The sequence below is a fragment of the Halomonas sp. H2 genome, assembly GCF_050215315.1.
Lineage (GTDB): Bacteria > Pseudomonadota > Gammaproteobacteria > Pseudomonadales > Halomonadaceae > Vreelandella.
Genome location: NZ_CP189760.1, coordinates 621,652 through 637,172 on the forward strand (window position 1 = coordinate 621,652; position 15,521 = coordinate 637,172).

Below are 15,521 nucleotides of genomic sequence, written 5' to 3' on the forward strand. Positions count from 1 at the left end.
AGCGCCGTGGTTAAAAGGCCGTAATTAAAAGATAGCGATCAAAAGAACGATTGAATGCCTGTTTGCGCGCGGCCCAGAATCAGCGCGTGTACATCATGGGTGCCTTCGTAGGTATTCACCGACTCCAGGTTGACCATATGACGAATAACGCCGTATTCGTCGGAAACACCGTTGCCGCCGTGCATATCGCGAGACTGACGGGCGATATCCAGCGCTTTGCCGCAGTTGTTACGCTTGATCAGCGAGACCATTTCCGGGGCCCAGTTGCCGCTATCCATTAAACGACCTACTTGCAATGCTGCCTGCAAGCCCAGCGTGATCTCGGTTTGCATATCGGCGAGCTTTTTTTGAATCAGCTGGTTAGCGGCCAGCGGGCGACCAAACTGCTTGCGGTCTAAGGTGTATTGGCGGGCGGCGTGCCAGCAGAACTCTGCGGTGCCCATCACCCCCCAGGCGATGCCGTAACGGGCTTTGTTCAGGCAGCCAAACGGACCTTTCAAGCCGCTGACGTTGGGCAGCAGGTTCTCTTCGGGAACGAAGGCGTTATCCAACACGATCTCACCGGTAATCGATGCGCGCAGAGAAACTTTGCCTTCGATTTTGGGCGTGGTGAAACCTTCGGTGCCGCGCTCGACAATAAAGCCTTTAATCTGGTTATCGTGGGCCGCTGATTTTGCCCAAACCACGGCTATATCGGCAATCGGACTATTGGTGATCCACATTTTGGCGCCGGTCAAGCGGTAGCCGCCATCAACCTTTTCCGCACGGGTAATCATGCCGCCCGGGTCAGAGCCGTGATCGGGTTCGGTCAAACCAAAGCAGCCGACCATTTCACCGCTGGCAAGCTTAGGTAGGAATTTCTGTTTCTGCGCTTCTGAGCCGTAGGTCTCGATGGGGTACATCACTAGTGAGGACTGCACGCTCATCGCTGAGCGATAGCCGGAATCCACACGCTCAACTTCGCGGGCAATCAACCCGTAAGCCACATGGTTGACGCCTGCACCGCCGTACTCGGGAGAAACGGTGGCACCCAGCAGACCAAGCTCGCCCATTTCGCTCATGATCTCGCGGTCAAAGCGCTCTTCACGGAAGGCGGTTAGCACGCGGGGTTGAAGATTCTCCTGGCAGTAATCGTAGGCCGCGTCGCGAATCTGGCGCTCTTCATCGGTGAGCTGCTGTTCGAGAAGTAGCGGGTCGTCCCAGTTAAAGTGTGTCATGGCGTGGTTTCCTAGGTTCGTGGGTAGGAATAAATGCAAGATAGTTGGCAGTCAATGTATCGCCGTTTGTTTAAAATATCTACATTTTTTTAAAACGCAGAATTTATCCGTGACTTTAGCTTAATTGATGCCGCGTGCTTCAAGAACGCGGGTAATAATCGGCACCGGGGTCATTAAGTGGTCGCGCATTAAGCTGTCAGCCTGGGCGGTATCGCGGGCCAGAATGACATCGACCAGCGCGGCGTGCTCCTGGCGCTTGCGCTCCAGCGCCTGGGGAGACATCACGGTTTCTTGCAGCCACAGGTGGCGGTAGCGCTCTACCTGATCAAATAGCGTGTTACGCATTTGCAGCAAGTGAGGGGAGTTGCAGCCGCTGGCGATAGCGGTATGGAAGGCTTTGTGACGTTGATCCCAAATATCGAGCAGGTCATCGGGTGTGCTGATATCAGTCACTTTGGCTAGCCGGTGGGCGTTGGCCAGTACCGTGGCTTCCCAGTCATCGTCGCCGCGCTCAATGGCAAGGCGGAGAATTAATCCTTCAAGCTGCGCGCGAGCGTCATAGATATCGTTGAGTTCGGCCAGTGACATGGGGGCCACGCGGTAGCCGCGCTGGCTGATCGCAACCACTAAACGGTCAGCCACCAACTGCGAGAGCGCTTCGCGCAGCGGGCCGGTGCTGGCGCTGTAGTGCTCTTTCAAGTGGCTCATTAACAACTTCTGTCCAGGTGCATAGCGGCCACGAATGATGTCATGCTTGAGTTGGTGGTAAGCGCTAATGGCAAGATTCTGGCGTGGTGCGCTTGGCTCCCTGTCAACGGGTTCCTTAGCATCTGGCTCCATAGCAGTGGGGCTCCTGGGTAATTCATGATAAAGGGAAAGCACAAGGGGTAAAATTGTCAGCTATTATCAATAAATAATAACAATTTGGCATCAAGTAAGATATTCATTCGAGGTTTCATCATTCTGAGAAGTGCGTATTTTCCCAAACGACTCACTTGCTGTTAGCCATTGACCGCTGATAACACCTATTAGCATCCAACGCACAAGCCGTGCTAACTTCTCCTCAACCGCCTCTGATTGCTTATTGATCAGGCAGAGGCTGGGGCTTCAACACCTCCTTTATCGTCAACCATACCTATAAGTCCAAGCAGGACGGAGGAAACGCTCATGCGAACTCTACGCTCTATATACTCCACAGTAGCTGCCGCTTCTATGCTAGCGGTTGCGCTACCGGCAAGCGCTCAACAACTCTCAATCGCCACCGGCGGCACAGGCGGCGTTTACTATCCTATCGGTGGTGGTTTCGCCGAAATGATCAACAACCATATTGAAGGCGCCCAGGCGACGGCTGAAGTCACCGGTGCCTCGGTTGAAAATATGGGTCTGATCATGCGCGGCGACGCGGATCTTGCCCTGGCACTGGCCGATACGGTCTATCAAGCCTATACCGGCACGGATGATTTTGAAGGCCGTCAGATTGAAAATACTCGCGCACTGGCGTCGGTTTATCCCAACGCGGTACAGCTGGTGACCCTGGCCGAGTCGGATATCGAATCGATTGCTGATCTAGCGGGTCAGCGCGTTTCCGTCGGTGCACCGGGTAGCGGCACCGAGCTGAATGCCCGTGCATTGCTTGAAGCCAATGGCATTAGCTATGAAGACTTCACTCCCCAGCGCCTTAACTTCAACGAAACTGCTGATGCAATTCGCGACGGTGATATCGACGCCGGCTTCTGGAGCGTTGGGCCGCCCACCAGCTCGATTCTCAATCTGGCAGCCACCCGCGATATTCGCCTGATTAGCTTGTCCGATGAAGAAGTGGCCAATGCCCAGGAAGAAGAAGCGGTATTTGCTCCCTACGAGCTTGCTGCCGGTATGTACGACGGTATGGACGAAGCCGTTCAGACCATCGGTATCCCCAACGTACTGGTTGTTAATGCCGATATGGACGAAGAGCTGGCTTATCAACTAACCCAACTGCTGTTTGAAAATACTGACGAGCTGATTGCGGTTCACCCGGCCGCTAACGACACCACCGTTGAATTCACCATGCAGTCAACGCCAGTACCACTACACCCGGGCGCACTGCGCTATTTCGAAGAAGTCGGTGCTGAGATCCCGGATCGCCTACGCCCGTAGTCGTTAAAGGATACTCAAGGACATTACTATGCAGTGGCAGCAACGACTGCTGGTAGCGTTACTTATTGCATGTGGTCCAATCGCCGAAGTGGGGGCTTCCCCCGCTTCGGCGTCGGCGTTTATGCGCCTAGCTGTGGTGACCGAACAAGGCGACACGCTAGTGGATGAAGCGGTACCGGCTGACGGTCGCTGGTGTATTAAGTGGCAACACTCCGTTGAGCACTTCACGGTGTTGGATTGCTATCGCAATGCGGCGGGCGTCATGCAATTGGAGCGTAGCCATCAACCCGATTTCGCCGCAGGGCTTGGGCATATTTTTGGCCGCGGCGAGCAGGTATCAGACGGTGAAGGCGGTTACTGGATTAATGCCATTAACGAGCCTGTCGCCAATAACCGTTATGTGTTGAGGGTAGGTTCACCGGCTGTTAATCATCGAGTGGTGTGGCCAGGCGGTGAGCATGCGCCAGTGAGCCTCAGTGAGCACGCCGCTGGACAACGCGTGACCATTCAGTTGATAGACCCTCACGCATCCCCGCGTGAATAAAAACGACATTAGTTAACGCTTCCGAGGACTTCATGAGCGAATCCAATCAGCCGTCGAGCGTGGTGCCTGGCGGTAATGTGATTCAACCCCGCATGGTGCTGTGGTCGATCACCATCGTGGCGGTGGGTCTTTCCCTGTTTCAACTCTATTCAGCCGGTATTCAGCCGTTAGGGCTGTTTTATCAGCGTAGTATTCACCTGGCATTGATCATGGTGCTGGCGTTTTTAATGTTTCCGGCCTTTGGCCCAACACGTAAGCGTGGGGTTTTGAGTTGGGGGCTAGACGTCGTATTTTTAGCCGGTGCGGTACTGACCGGTGCCTACTTAGTGTTCAACCTGGATGAGATTTTCAGTCGGGCAGGTTTCTGGAACAGTAACGATATTCTAGTTGCCTGTATCGCTACGGTAACGGTGCTAGAAGCCAGCCGTCGTGCGGTGGGTTTTGGGATGACGGTGATAGGCCTGCTGGCGATTGTGTATGCGTTTGCCGGGCCGCGCGGTGAGCTGCCGTGGCTGGGCGAGTGGATGCCGGGCATTTTGGAGCACCGCGGCTACACCATTGATCGGGTTGCGGGTCAGCTCTACCTCGGCCAAGAAGGCATCTTTGGTCTGCCACTAGGCGTCGCGGCCACCTATATCTTTATTTTTGTGCTGTTTGGCGCCTTTTTGGAGTGCACCGGTGCGGGCAAATTCTTTATTGATATGGCCTACGCGGCGACCGGCCGCCAGCGTGGCGGGCCAGCCAAGGCAGCGGTATTGGCCTCGGCGGGCATGGGCTCTATTTCCGGTAGTGCGATTGCCAACGTGGTCACTACCGGTGCCTTTACCATTCCGCTGATGAAGCGGCTGGGCTACAAGCCCAAGCAAGCAGGCGGTATCGAAGCCGCGGCCTCGACCGGTGGGCAGATTATGCCGCCGTTGATGGGCGCTGGGGCGTTCTTGATCGCCGAGTACACCAATACGCCGTACTTGGATATTGTCAAAGTCAGCATCCTGCCGGCGATTATGTATTTCGCCACGGTCTATCTGTTTGTGCATATCATTGCCCTTAAGCAAGGCATGCAGGGGTTGCCCAAAGACGAGCTTCCGCAGATGCGCCAAGTGATGAAAGATGGCTGGCACTTCCTGCTCCCACTGGCCGTGCTGGTCTGGCTGCTGGCGATGAGTATGTCGCCCATGCGGGTGGGCTACTACGCGGTGGTCACCATGGTGGCGGTGGCGGTGATTCGCTACGCACTGTGGTTTTTCTTTGTCGCCCCACGGCAGGGCCAGCCGGTGACGGCTGATGCGACGAAGAGCATACTGGGCGCCGGTTTTGCCAAGCTGATCGAAGGCTTGGAGCTAGGTGCTCGCAATGCGGTGGCGGTTTCCATGGCCTGTGCAGTCGCCGGGATTATCGTTGGCGTGGTCGGCCTAACCGGTTTGGGGCTGAAGTTCTCCTCTATGATGCTGGCCTTCTCCGGCGGCAACATTCTGCTTGCGCTGGTGATGGTGCTGTTAGCCAGCTTAGTCTTGGGTATGGGGCTGCCGGTTACCGCTAGCTACATCGTCTTGATAGTGCTTGTTGGGCCGGCGCTTACCCAGGAGTTTGGCATTCCGCTATTGGTCGCTCACCTGGTGGTCTTCTGGTACTCCCAGGACTCTAACGTGACGCCGCCCATCGCCTTGGCAGGCTTTGCCGGGGCGGCGATCGCGGGCAGTAAGCCGATGGAAACTAGCTTCCAGGCGTGGAAGTTTGCCAAAGGACTCTACTTGATCCCGCTATTTATGGTCTTCAACCCGGAAATCATTATGGGCGGCCCGGTGCCGGTGGTGATCTGGAACGCGGTAATTGCCATTCTGGCACTGGGTGCCTTTGCGGCGGCATTGGAAGGGTATCTGTTTACCCGGATGTCGTGGCTGCCTCGCATCGCGATTACTGCGGCAATTTGCGGGGTGTTTTACCCTAACCTGATGACCGAAATTGCCGGTGTAGTGGTGATGATTATTGCCATTGGCGCTAACTGGCTGGCCAGTAAGCGCGAAGCGCCTGCAACGCCCGTCGGTAGTTAATCATAAGTGTCGATGGCTAGATCACGAAGCGGTAAGTAATGAAAAAGGCCCGGAGATATTATCTCCGGGCCTTTTGCTTGATGGCTTTTTACTTGGTGGGCGAGTGTTTGGTGGACTAGGTCTCGCTGGGTTAGAAGATCGACTCAGCGGCACCTGTCCCCTGTGAGCCGCTGGTTTCTTCGAGCTCGCGGCTAATACGGCGCTGCTGATAACTCGGCAAGTGATCCTGATGGAACATCTCGGTAATCCCGCCAGACTGGCCATCCGCTAAACGTTGGCCTGTGTCTGGATCCACGCGAGCGGTGACGACCGTCTCTGGGCGCTCGGGCACAGCATTCGGCGTACCTTCTAAGGCATCGCCCATAAACTCCACCCAGATGGGCAGCGCGGCCTGAGAGCCATACTCAGAGATGGTTTCGTTACTGTCTTTACCCACCCATACCGTCGTCACTAGCTTACTGTTAAAGCCTGCAAACCAAGCATCACGCTGGCTGTTAGTGGTGCCGGTTTTGCCGACGATATCGTCGCGTTCCAGACTAAGCGCGCCGCGGCCAGTACCCGAGGTGATAACGTCACGTAGCATATCGCGCAAGATATAAGCCGCGGCCGGGTCGGCGACGCGTTTGGCTATCGGGTATTCGCGGCCATCTATTTCCACCGTTTGCTGATCTTCGGCACAGCTTGGGCAGGCCACCTGAGGCGTGGCTTCATCAATCAGCTCATTATCATCGTCACGGGTTACGCGTTCAATGAACCAGGGGGACACCTGGAAGCCGCCATTGGCGAGAACGGCGTAGGCATTGGTCATCTCCATCGGCGTTAAGCTTGCGCTGCCCAACGCCAGTGCCAAACCGTGGGGTAAGCGGCCAGGCGCAAAGCCGAAACCTTCCAGGTATTCGATCGTGTGGTTCAGCCCCATGGCCTGCAGAACGCGGATAGTGACGAGGTTACGCGAGCGGGCGAGTGCCGGACGTAAGCGCATTGGGCCCTGGAAGTCGCGGCTGGAGTTGACCGGGCGCCACAGCGAGTTACTGCCATCGTCAACCACCACCGGCGCGTCATTGACCACACTGGCGGCGTTCATATCGCCATCCTCAAGAGCCGCTAAGTAGATAAATGGTTTAAAGATAGAGCCTGATTGGCGCTGCGCCTGCACGGCACGGTTAAACTTACTGGCGTTAAAGTCGAAACCGCCCTGGAGTGCCAGAATGGCGCCCGTTTGCGGGTCTTGAGCGACCAGCGAGCCTTCGGCGTCCGGGCGCTGTGAGAGGCGTAGTGAGCCGTCCTCATTTTCTACCACGCGGATCATGTCGCCGCGTACGGCAATCTCTTCCGCTGAGCTGGGCTCGGCACCGCGGCTGCGCGGACTCAAGTAGGGGCGAGCCCATTTCAAGCCTTCCCAGGCGATGGTTTGCAGACCGCTGCTACGGGTAAGCACCTGCATTTCGCGGTCGCTGCTCGCTACTACGATGGCCGGCTGGAGCAGGCCGTAGTTGGGCGTGCGCTCAAGCACCTGAACCCAATTACTGACATCGCCATCAATGCCTTCGACTTCCGTTTGGCTGCGCTGGGCGGCTTGACGGGCGGTCTGACGAATTTCTGGTGATTCGGACAGTTCTTCTTCAAGGCCTCGGGTTGTCGTTTGCTCTTGTGCTTCAACCAAGCTAGCAGCAACTTCACGCAGCTCTGGCCCGCGCCAGCCGTGGCGTAGGTCGTAGGCCGTCAATCCATTGGCTAGCGCTTGGTGGGCAAAAGGCTGCAGTTCGCTATCAATCGTAGTGTAGATACGGTAGCCGCCGGTGTACGCGTTATCGCCAAAGCGTTCCACCGCATACTGGCGTGCCATTTCCGAAACATAGGCGGCCTCCACTTCTGCTTGCGTATAGTGGCGGCGGGCGGTCACCGGGTCTTGAACTGACGCTTGGTAGATATCATCTTCGATAAGCCCTAACTCGCGCATACGAAATAGGATCCAGTTACGACGAATTAGCGAACGCTCGGAGTTAGCCAGCGGGTTAAAGGCGGAGGGGGCTTTCGGTAAGCCGGCAATCATCGCCGTTTGTGCCAGGGTGAGTTCCGCTAGCGGCTTGTCGTAATAGATCTCGGAGGCGGCTGCAATGCCATAGGCACGATTACCCAGGAAAATCTTATTTACATAAAGCTCGAAGATCTCCTCTTTATTGAGCACTTGCTCCATTTGCAGGGCCAGCAGGATTTCACGAATTTTACGGGTAAAGGTTTGGTCTAGCGTCAACATGTAGTTACGCGCGACCTGCATGGTAATGGTTGACCCCCCCGATTGAATCGCACCGCCACTCAGCGTAAGTTCTACCGCCGCACGCGCTAAGCCACGGGGGTCAACGCCCGCATGGTCAAAGTAGCTGGCATCCTCGGCGGCAATCAAGGCGTTGATCATATCCTGCGGAATTTCATCAAAATCAATCGCCACACGGCGCTCTTCGCCGAATTCGCCAATCAATTTGCTGTCTTGAGTAAAAATTCGCAGCGGGGTGCTCAGTTCAAAATCCTGCAATTGACGAACGTCAGGCAGCCCTGGGGCAAAGTATATAGCGGCCCCCACCACCGCTAACACGGTAGCGCCAGCCAACGAGACGATAAGGAAGAACAGCGAGACTATAAGGGTTCGAAGAAACGTCATGTACAGAGAGCACCCCAAAAAGAATAAAAAAGAACGGCATCTAAACGGCCGTATCATGTAATTGGCTGCCATTATATGAAGCCAAGGCGGCGGCCACCAGTGTTGATATGCCGTAAGTGCGTTCGGGTGTGACTTAACTAAAAATCATGTAGCCTCAAACGATATGTGATTAATGGGCAATAAGTAGGCGGAGTCTAATCCAACATGCGCTTTCTAAAACCTGGTAAAGGGTTGATCGGCGTCGATATTACGTCGGCAACCGTGAAGCTGCTTGAGCTAAAACAGTGCCACGATAATTACCAAGTAGAAAGCTATGCTGTGCGGCCGCTACGCGAAGGAGCCGTAGTCGAACGGCGTATTTGCGATATTGATGACGTCGCTAGCGTGCTTAGTCGCGCCGTCGAGCATGCCAAGCCCTCGACTCGCAAAGCGGCGGTGGCCGTGCCGGCGAGTGCCGCGATTACCAAAACGCTGAGCTTCCCTATCAGGCTGAGTGAAGAAGAAATCGAAGAGCGTATTGTGGTCGAATCCGACCGCCATATTCCTTTTCCGTTCAATGAGGTCGCGTTCGACTTTGAGTGCCTGGGCCCCGCGCCATTCGATGACGAGCAGCAGCAAGTGGTACTCGTCGCCTGTCGGCAGCAGGATGTAACGCAACTGACGGATACGTTGGAGCGCGCTGGCTTAGAACCTGCCGCCGTCGATGTTGAAACCTTCGCCATGGAGCGCTCACTTGCCGAACTACGCCGCCAACTAAAGGTAGACGATGACCCGACCGCCTGCATCGGGCTAGTGGATATCGGTGAAAATATAAACGCCTTTCACGTCGTCCGCGGTGGGCATATCGTTTATACCCGCGACACGGTGTTTGGCGGCCGCCAGCTCACCGACGCCATTCGTGACCGCTACGCTCTGAGTATGGAGAAGGCGGGCTTTGTCAAAAAGCGCGGCGGACTGCCGGATGATTACCATGAAAGCGTCCTCAACCCATTTTTGGAAACCGTGGTGCAGCAGGTGGGACGCTCGCTACAGCTTTACTATACGGCTGGGCGCCTGCAGGAGGTAAAGCACATTGTGCTGGCCGGCGGGTCGAGCGTGATTCCTGGGCTTGCCGAACGTATTGCTGACGACAGCGGCATGTCGGTGACCATTGCTAATCCCTTTCAACGTATGCTGGTGAATAAACGCTTAAGCCTCCAGGCGCTAACCAACGATGCGCCGGCAATGCTAACCGCCGGTGGTTTGGCGATGAGAGTTAGCCAATGAGAGTTAGCCAATGAGAGTTAGCCAATGAGCATGAACATTAACCTGCTGCCCTGGCGGGAAGCACAGCGCGAGCGTCAAACAGCTAAGTTCTACGCCGTGGTAGCGGCCATGTTGGTGCTGGGTGTCGTGCTTGGCCTGCTAATCTCTCAGCTTTATCAGCTCAAACTAGCGGCTCAGCAGCAGCGTAATGTCTACATCAGCGACCACATCGAGCGCCTTAATGCCGACATCGACGGCGTATCGCGCTATGCCAACGATGCCGTTCGTTTAGGCGAGCAGATAAGGGTATTTCAGAGTTTACAGGCCGAGCAAACAGTGCAGCTATTTAATGACGTGGCGGAGAGCGTGGCCAATGGAGTGATTTATCAACGCTTGGCGAAAACGAATAACCGCGTGAGTGTCACCGCGGTGGCCAGCAGCGAGCGTCAGGTTTCCGAGCAACTGCGCCGTATTGCCGCTCTACCGGGGTTATCTGTGCCCTCGCTCTCGGCGGTAGAGAGTGAGCAAAATGGTTTAGGCCGCGTATTTCGTTTTGATGTGGAACAGACCGCCACCGCGCTGCCTCAAGGCGCTGAGGAGGCGTTTCCATGACGCTTAACCGCAAGCAGTGGGCTATCGAGTGGCAGCGCCTGCGCAGTGTCGATTGGCGGGACCTAGACGTCAAAGAAGCCGGTAGCTGGCCGTGGCTGTTAAAAGTGTTGAGCTGCTGTTTGGCACTCCTGGCAGCGCTGAGCGTTATGGTGTGGCTCGTGATAAGTGACCAGCGTGACGCCTTTATGGCTGCGCAACGCCAGGAAGTCAGGCTATTGAGCGAATACCGCAGCAGGGCTTCCGAAGCCGCTTTCTTGCCCGAAATGCGCGAGCAATTGACTACCCTGGAAGGGCAGGTGGCGCAGTTGCGTACCATGCTCCCAACTGATGCGCAGATACCTGCGCTGCTCGATAGTATTAGTGGCGCCGCCGTCGATAACCGCCTGACCATTGAAACGATTCGACTGCGTCCAGCGCTCACTCAAGCCCATTATGTCGAGCAGCCGTTGGATATTCAGGTGCGCGGCGGTTACCACCAATTGGCCCGCTTTATTGCCGATATTGCCTCGCTGCCACGCATGGTGACCCAGCACGATTTTACGCTTGAGCCTAATGAAGGGCGGGGAGACACGCTGCGTCTGTCGCTATTAGCGCGCACCTATCGCTATGTTGAAGAGGGTGATCAGCCCACTGCGGATAGGGCGGAAGCGTTATGAAACCCAGGCAAGTAAAGCCGCAAGCTGTGAACGCCACATCGGCCATGATTATTGCGGCCGCAGCGGTCGTGTTGACGGGGTGTGCCGAGGCTGATTTAGATCAGCTTGAGCGCACGTTGGCCGATATTCGCCAGTCGCCTGGTGGGCAGCCTCCGGTTATTGCTGTTGCACTGCCCGAAAGCCGGGATTTGGCCTATTTATATAGCGGCGAGCGTAGCCCCTTTTTGCCCCCCAGCGCGATTGCTCAGGACGGCGCTGATCGAGGCGAGGGCGCCCTTGCGCCTGACCAGCAGCGTCGCTCAGAGCCGCTGGAGCGCTTCTCGCTGCAAGAACTGCGATTGGTCGGTAGCATGCGTATGGGGCGGCGGCGGGTCGCATTGATTGCCGCACCGGATGGCAATGTGACCAGTGTGAAAGAGGGCAACTATATGGGCGCCGACTACGGACGTATTACCGAGATAAGTAGACAAGAAATACGTGTTACCGAACGCGTGTTCACCCAGCGGGACGGTTGGCAGGAGCGGCAGGTGTCGCTCGTCATCAACGAAAACAACCAGTAAGCGGAAATAGCCCATGGCAGTTACAGCTTGGCGAATCACTCTTTTTATGGCCATGGCGGCATTATGTTTACTGTTGCCTTCACGGGCGGCTGCCTCGGTGCTGACAGCCATTGATGTCCAGCCCGCCGAGAACGGTGGCACGTACCTTGACCTGTATTTCACCGGCGATATGCCCGCGCTGCGCAGCTATCATCTGGACTCCCCGCCGCGAGTGATGCTGGATTTGGCAGAGACCCAAAGTGGGCTCGATAACCGACGTATTAACGTTAATCGTCTTGGTATTGAGCAGATTACCGCCCTGGAGGGTAATGGCCGTGCCCGTCTGGTGGTCAATCTCAGTGAGTCTCAGGCGTTCACGTCTAGCGTGCTGAATAATCGTCTACGTATTACCTTTTCTGCAGACGCCAGCCGCTCGTCTAGCCCATTGCCCGGCATCGCTTCAGCGGGGCTGGAAGTCGACGCAGGGCCGCAGATTGAAAATATTGATTTTCGCCGCGGCGCAGGTGGCGCTGGTCGGTTGATGGTCACCTTTGACCGCGAAGGGGGCGAAGCCAACGTGCGGGAGAGCGGGTCCGATCAAGTGCTGGTTGATCTGCGCGATGTAGCAATTCCTGACTCGCTTAACCAGGTCTACGATGTCACCGACTTTGCGACCCCGGTCACGCGGATTACGCCCCTCGCCAGCCAAGGTGGCACCCAGTTAGCGATCGCCACCCAAGGTGCTTATGCGATGATCTCCTCGCAAAGTGGCCGCACGCTGACAGTGGAGGTTCAGCCCGCTAGTCAGGAGTCACAACCCTCTGAAGCGACAGGTAAGCGCTTTAACGGCGAGCGTTTGAGCCTTAACTTTCAGGATATTGAAGTACGCTCGGTGCTGGCCACGCTGGCTGAGTTTACCGGGCTGAATCTGGTTGCCAGCGACAGCGTAACGGGTCGTGTGACGCTCAATCTAAACGATGTTCCCTGGGACCAAGCGTTGGCGCTTATCCTGCAAAGCCAGGGGTTATCAAGTCGTGAGCAGGGCAATGTGATTGTCGTAGCTCCCGCCAGTGAGCTGGCCGATTTAGAACGCCAGGAGCTAGAGGCGCGCCACCAGCTTGAAACGCTCTCGCCGTTAGTCACCGAATTTATCGAGATCAAGTATTCTCGGGCCGAAGATTTAGCCCAACTGCTGCGCGGTGGCGAGGCGGACGGCTTTGGGCTGCTCACCGAGCGTGGCCGTGTCAGCATTGATAAGCGCACCAACACGCTACTGGTGCAGGATACTGCCGAGCAAGTACGCAACATTGTTCGCACCATAGAGCGCTTGGATGTCGCTGTCCGCCAAGTACAAATCGAGGCGCGCATTGTTATCGCCCGAGACACCGCTTCCCGTGAGTTGGGCATTAATTGGGGTATGTCGAGCACCCGCGGTTTTCAAGAGGGGGATGACGGCACCTTCACTAGGCGCGATATCAACCCGGGGGGTATTAACCGAGCGCAGGGCGGCTTGGCGGTCGACCTAGGCGCCGCCACTGGGCCTGGCACTGGCTTTAGCTTTGGTTATTTATCCGGCGATATCTTATTGGATTTGGAGTTGCGCGCGTTGGAGAGCGAAGGTAAAAGCCAGACCATCTCGCAGCCTCGAATTATCACCGCCAACCAGCGCACCGCCCGTATCAGCCAGGGTGAAGAGCGCGCCTTTCAGAGCGTGGACGGCAACGACAATCCGGATACCGAATTCAAAGAAGCCGAGCTTTCGCTGGAAGTCACCCCGCAAATTACCCCGGATAACCGCATTATTATGGATCTGGTGATCAAAAATGACAGTTTCCGGGAATCGGAGTTTGGCGGCGAGCCGCCGATTGATACCAACCAGATTGAAACCCAAGTGCTGGTAGATAACGGCCAAACGGTGGTGTTAGGCGGTATTTTGACCACCGAAGAGTTGCGCCAAATCGCCAAAACACCGCTGTTGGGTGATATTCCTTTGCTCGGTAGGCTGTTTCGCTATACCGAAGAGAGCAATGAAAAGGTAGAGTTGTTAGTCTTTATTACTCCACGACTCCTAGACGATGGCTTAACGGTTCACTGATGCAGGATTTACCTAATTTATTTCTCATAGGCCCCATGGGGGCTGGCAAAAGCACCATTGGTCGCCTATTGGCGGCCGAGCTTGCGCGCCCGTTTTACGACAGTGACCACGCCATTCAAGACCGCTGCGGGGCAGATATCCCGTGGATTTTTGATGTCGAGGGCGAGCAGGGCTTTCGCCTACGGGAAATTCATATGATTGATGAATTAACCCAGCTCTCTTCGGTGGTGGTCGCCACCGGCGGCGGCGCGGTGCTGCGCGAAGAGAACCGCCGCGCACTGCGCGAGCGTGGCACGGTGGTCTACCTATTGACCACCGTCGACCAGCAGCTCAAACGGACAGCGAAAGATCGCAACCGGCCGCTTCTGCAGTGCGCTAACCGCGAGCAGGTGCTCAATGACATGTTCGCCCAGCGCGATCCCCTCTATCGTGCCACCTCGGATATTGCCGTGCGCACCGACCGCCGCAGCCCAAGGGCGGTGGTCAATGAAATCCTGCGCCGGGTACACCGTTTGACCGACCCGCTAGAGCACGCCGTCACGCTTAACTCAAAGGTATCCCCATGACTCAGCCCGCCACTGCCCAGCGTACGTTAAATGTTGCGTTGGGTGATCGCAGCTATCCGATCCATATTGGTTCTGGCTTATTAGATGATCCCCAGGCGCTAACGCCTTATCTGGCGGGCAAGCAGGTAATGGTGGTAACCAATGAAACGGTTGCACCGCTTTACCTGGAAGCGCTCTGCGCACATCTACCCAGCGATGTGGACGTGCGCACGGTCATCCTGCCTGACGGCGAACAGTACAAGACCATTGAGCAGGTTAGCCGCATTTGGGATGCGCTTCTTGAAGCCGGCTTCAATCGTCGCTGCACGCTGGTCGCGTTGGGTGGCGGGGTGATTGGCGATATGGTGGGCTATGCCGCGGCGTCTTATCAGCGCGGCGTTGCCTTTATCCAGGTGCCTACCACGCTGCTTTCCCAGGTGGACTCTTCGGTAGGCGGCAAAACCGGCGTTAATCATCCGCTCGGCAAGAACATGATTGGCGCTTTCTGGCAGCCTAAAGCAGTGCTGATTGATATCGCAACGCTTGCGAGCCTGCCTGCGCGTGAGCTTTCTGCTGGGCTTGCCGAAGTCATTAAGTATGGGCTGATTCGTGATGAGCCGTTTCTCAGCTGGCTTGAAGACAATATGGCCGCGCTACGCCACATCAGCCCAGAGGCGATCATCGAAGCCATTGCGCGCAGCTGTCAGATAAAAGCCGACATCGTGGCGGATGACGAAACCGAGCAGGGCGTTCGGGCGCATCTTAACCTTGGGCATACGTTTGGCCATGCGATTGAGGCCCATCAAGGTTACGGCAACTGGCTGCACGGCGAGGCGGTTGGGGCAGGCATGGCGTTGGCTGCCACGCTCTCCCAGCAGCTGGGCTTTATCAGTGGCGCTGATTTAACGCGTGCCCAGGCGGTGATTGAGAGTGCCGGGCTGCCGCTGGCGGCGCCAACTGATATGCAAAGCGATGACTTTTTAACCCGCATGCGTCTGGATAAGAAAAACGTGGACGCCAAGCTGCGGCTGGTACTGTTACATGCTATCGGCAATGCGTGTATTGATGACACGACCTCGGAGGAGGTCTTGCGCGCTTTGCTGGATAGCTACCCGCGTCTGTAACTCGACTGTAAAAGCGTTGTGTGTTCAATAAGCCCACCTTCACGGTGGGTTTTTTTATGGCTCAACGATACTGCAATGCACACATGTATAATGCA

General features: G+C 56.2%; 13 protein-coding genes. 10 read left to right on the forward strand and 3 right to left on the reverse strand.

What is annotated here, in order from left to right; all coding sequences use genetic code 11:
* Positions 1–38: 38 nt before the first annotated feature.
* Both ACQE2I_RS02910 and csiR read right to left on the reverse strand, forming a co-directional pair.
* Complete coding sequence (locus ACQE2I_RS02910; protein WP_427030019.1) at positions 39–1,217, reverse strand: acyl-CoA dehydrogenase; 1,179 nt, start codon at positions 1,215–1,217, stop codon at positions 39–41.
* 120 nt (positions 1,218–1,337) lie between these two features.
* Positions 1,338–2,057 (reverse strand): DNA-binding transcriptional regulator CsiR, encoded by a 720-nt coding sequence (gene csiR / locus ACQE2I_RS02915; RefSeq protein WP_427030020.1) that lies wholly within the window; start codon positions 2,055–2,057, stop codon positions 1,338–1,340.
* A gap of 327 nt (positions 2,058–2,384) precedes the next feature.
* Between csiR and ACQE2I_RS02920 the strand changes: the two genes are divergently transcribed.
* Genes ACQE2I_RS02920 through ACQE2I_RS02930 form a run of 3 tightly spaced genes read left to right on the forward strand, consistent with a single transcriptional unit; the run spans position 2,385 to position 5,951 of the window.
* Positions 2,385–3,356, forward strand: a complete 972-nt coding sequence (locus ACQE2I_RS02920; protein WP_427030021.1) for a TAXI family TRAP transporter solute-binding subunit — start codon at positions 2,385–2,387, stop codon at positions 3,354–3,356.
* Between the two features lie 28 nt (positions 3,357–3,384).
* Entirely contained in the window at positions 3,385–3,900 is a 516-nt protein-coding gene (locus ACQE2I_RS02925) for a DUF1850 domain-containing protein (protein WP_427030022.1), read from the forward strand.
* A gap of 32 nt (positions 3,901–3,932) precedes the next feature.
* Positions 3,933–5,951 (forward strand): TRAP transporter permease, encoded by a 2,019-nt coding sequence (locus tag ACQE2I_RS02930; protein ID WP_427030023.1) that lies wholly within the window; start codon positions 3,933–3,935, stop codon positions 5,949–5,951.
* 130 nt (positions 5,952–6,081) lie between these two features.
* Here ACQE2I_RS02930 and ACQE2I_RS02935 read toward each other — a convergent pair whose 3' ends face one another.
* Positions 6,082–8,610, reverse strand: coding sequence for a penicillin-binding protein 1A (locus ACQE2I_RS02935; protein ID WP_427030024.1), 2,529 nt, complete (start codon positions 8,608–8,610; stop codon positions 6,082–6,084).
* A gap of 204 nt (positions 8,611–8,814) precedes the next feature.
* Between ACQE2I_RS02935 and pilM the strand changes: the two genes are divergently transcribed.
* From pilM to aroB, 7 genes are read left to right on the forward strand one after another with little or no spacing between them, the layout of a single operon-like run.
* Positions 8,815–9,876 (forward strand): type IV pilus assembly protein PilM, encoded by a 1,062-nt coding sequence (gene pilM / locus ACQE2I_RS02940; RefSeq protein ID WP_427030025.1) that lies wholly within the window; start codon positions 8,815–8,817, stop codon positions 9,874–9,876.
* 24 nt (positions 9,877–9,900) lie between these two features.
* On the forward strand, positions 9,901–10,467 hold the full coding sequence (locus ACQE2I_RS02945; RefSeq protein WP_427030026.1) for a PilN domain-containing protein: 567 nt from the start codon (positions 9,901–9,903) through the stop codon (positions 10,465–10,467).
* Positions 10,464–11,123, forward strand: a complete 660-nt coding sequence (locus tag ACQE2I_RS02950; RefSeq protein ID WP_427030027.1) for a type 4a pilus biogenesis protein PilO — start codon at positions 10,464–10,466, stop codon at positions 11,121–11,123. Before ACQE2I_RS02945 ends, ACQE2I_RS02950 begins: the two co-directional genes overlap by 4 nt.
* The gene (locus ACQE2I_RS02955; RefSeq protein WP_427030028.1) at positions 11,120–11,683 is read left to right on the forward strand and encodes a pilus assembly protein PilP; all 564 of its coding nucleotides are present in this window, start codon (positions 11,120–11,122) and stop codon (positions 11,681–11,683) included. The genes ACQE2I_RS02950 and ACQE2I_RS02955 overlap by 4 nt, the downstream gene beginning before the upstream one ends.
* 13 nt (positions 11,684–11,696) lie before the next feature.
* Complete coding sequence (gene pilQ, locus ACQE2I_RS02960) at positions 11,697–13,757, forward strand: type IV pilus secretin PilQ (RefSeq protein WP_427030029.1); 2,061 nt, start codon at positions 11,697–11,699, stop codon at positions 13,755–13,757.
* A complete protein-coding gene (gene aroK, locus ACQE2I_RS02965) occupies positions 13,757–14,323 on the forward strand; it encodes a shikimate kinase AroK (protein WP_427030030.1) in 567 nt (188 codons plus the stop codon). Before pilQ ends, aroK begins: the two co-directional genes overlap by 1 nt.
* The gene (gene aroB / locus ACQE2I_RS02970; RefSeq protein ID WP_192537409.1) at positions 14,320–15,426 is read left to right on the forward strand and encodes a 3-dehydroquinate synthase; all 1,107 of its coding nucleotides are present in this window, start codon (positions 14,320–14,322) and stop codon (positions 15,424–15,426) included. Before aroK ends, aroB begins: the two co-directional genes overlap by 4 nt.
* Positions 15,427–15,521: the final 95 nt, after the last annotated feature.

Bases quoted from the DNA above. Each gene is read 5' to 3' on its own strand.
- ACQE2I_RS02910 (WP_427030019.1), bottom strand. From the start codon at position 1,217: ATGACACACTTTAACTGGGACGACCCGCTACTTCTCGAACAGCAGCTC.
- csiR (WP_427030020.1), bottom strand. From the start codon at position 2,057: ATGGAGCCAGATGCTAAGGAACCCGTTGACAGGGAGCCAAGCGCACCA.
- ACQE2I_RS02920 (WP_427030021.1), top strand. From the start codon at position 2,385: ATGCGAACTCTACGCTCTATATACTCCACAGTAGCTGCCGCTTCTATG.
- ACQE2I_RS02925 (WP_427030022.1), top strand. From the start codon at position 3,385: ATGCAGTGGCAGCAACGACTGCTGGTAGCGTTACTTATTGCATGTGGT.
- ACQE2I_RS02930 (WP_427030023.1), top strand. From the start codon at position 3,933: ATGAGCGAATCCAATCAGCCGTCGAGCGTGGTGCCTGGCGGTAATGTG.
- ACQE2I_RS02935 (WP_427030024.1), bottom strand. From the start codon at position 8,610: ATGACGTTTCTTCGAACCCTTATAGTCTCGCTGTTCTTCCTTATCGTC.
- pilM (WP_427030025.1), top strand. From the start codon at position 8,815: ATGCGCTTTCTAAAACCTGGTAAAGGGTTGATCGGCGTCGATATTACG.
- ACQE2I_RS02945 (WP_427030026.1), top strand. From the start codon at position 9,901: ATGAGCATGAACATTAACCTGCTGCCCTGGCGGGAAGCACAGCGCGAG.
- ACQE2I_RS02950 (WP_427030027.1), top strand. From the start codon at position 10,464: ATGACGCTTAACCGCAAGCAGTGGGCTATCGAGTGGCAGCGCCTGCGC.
- ACQE2I_RS02955 (WP_427030028.1), top strand. From the start codon at position 11,120: ATGAAACCCAGGCAAGTAAAGCCGCAAGCTGTGAACGCCACATCGGCC.
- pilQ (WP_427030029.1), top strand. From the start codon at position 11,697: ATGGCAGTTACAGCTTGGCGAATCACTCTTTTTATGGCCATGGCGGCA.
- aroK (WP_427030030.1), top strand. From the start codon at position 13,757: ATGCAGGATTTACCTAATTTATTTCTCATAGGCCCCATGGGGGCTGGC.
- aroB (WP_192537409.1), top strand. From the start codon at position 14,320: ATGACTCAGCCCGCCACTGCCCAGCGTACGTTAAATGTTGCGTTGGGT.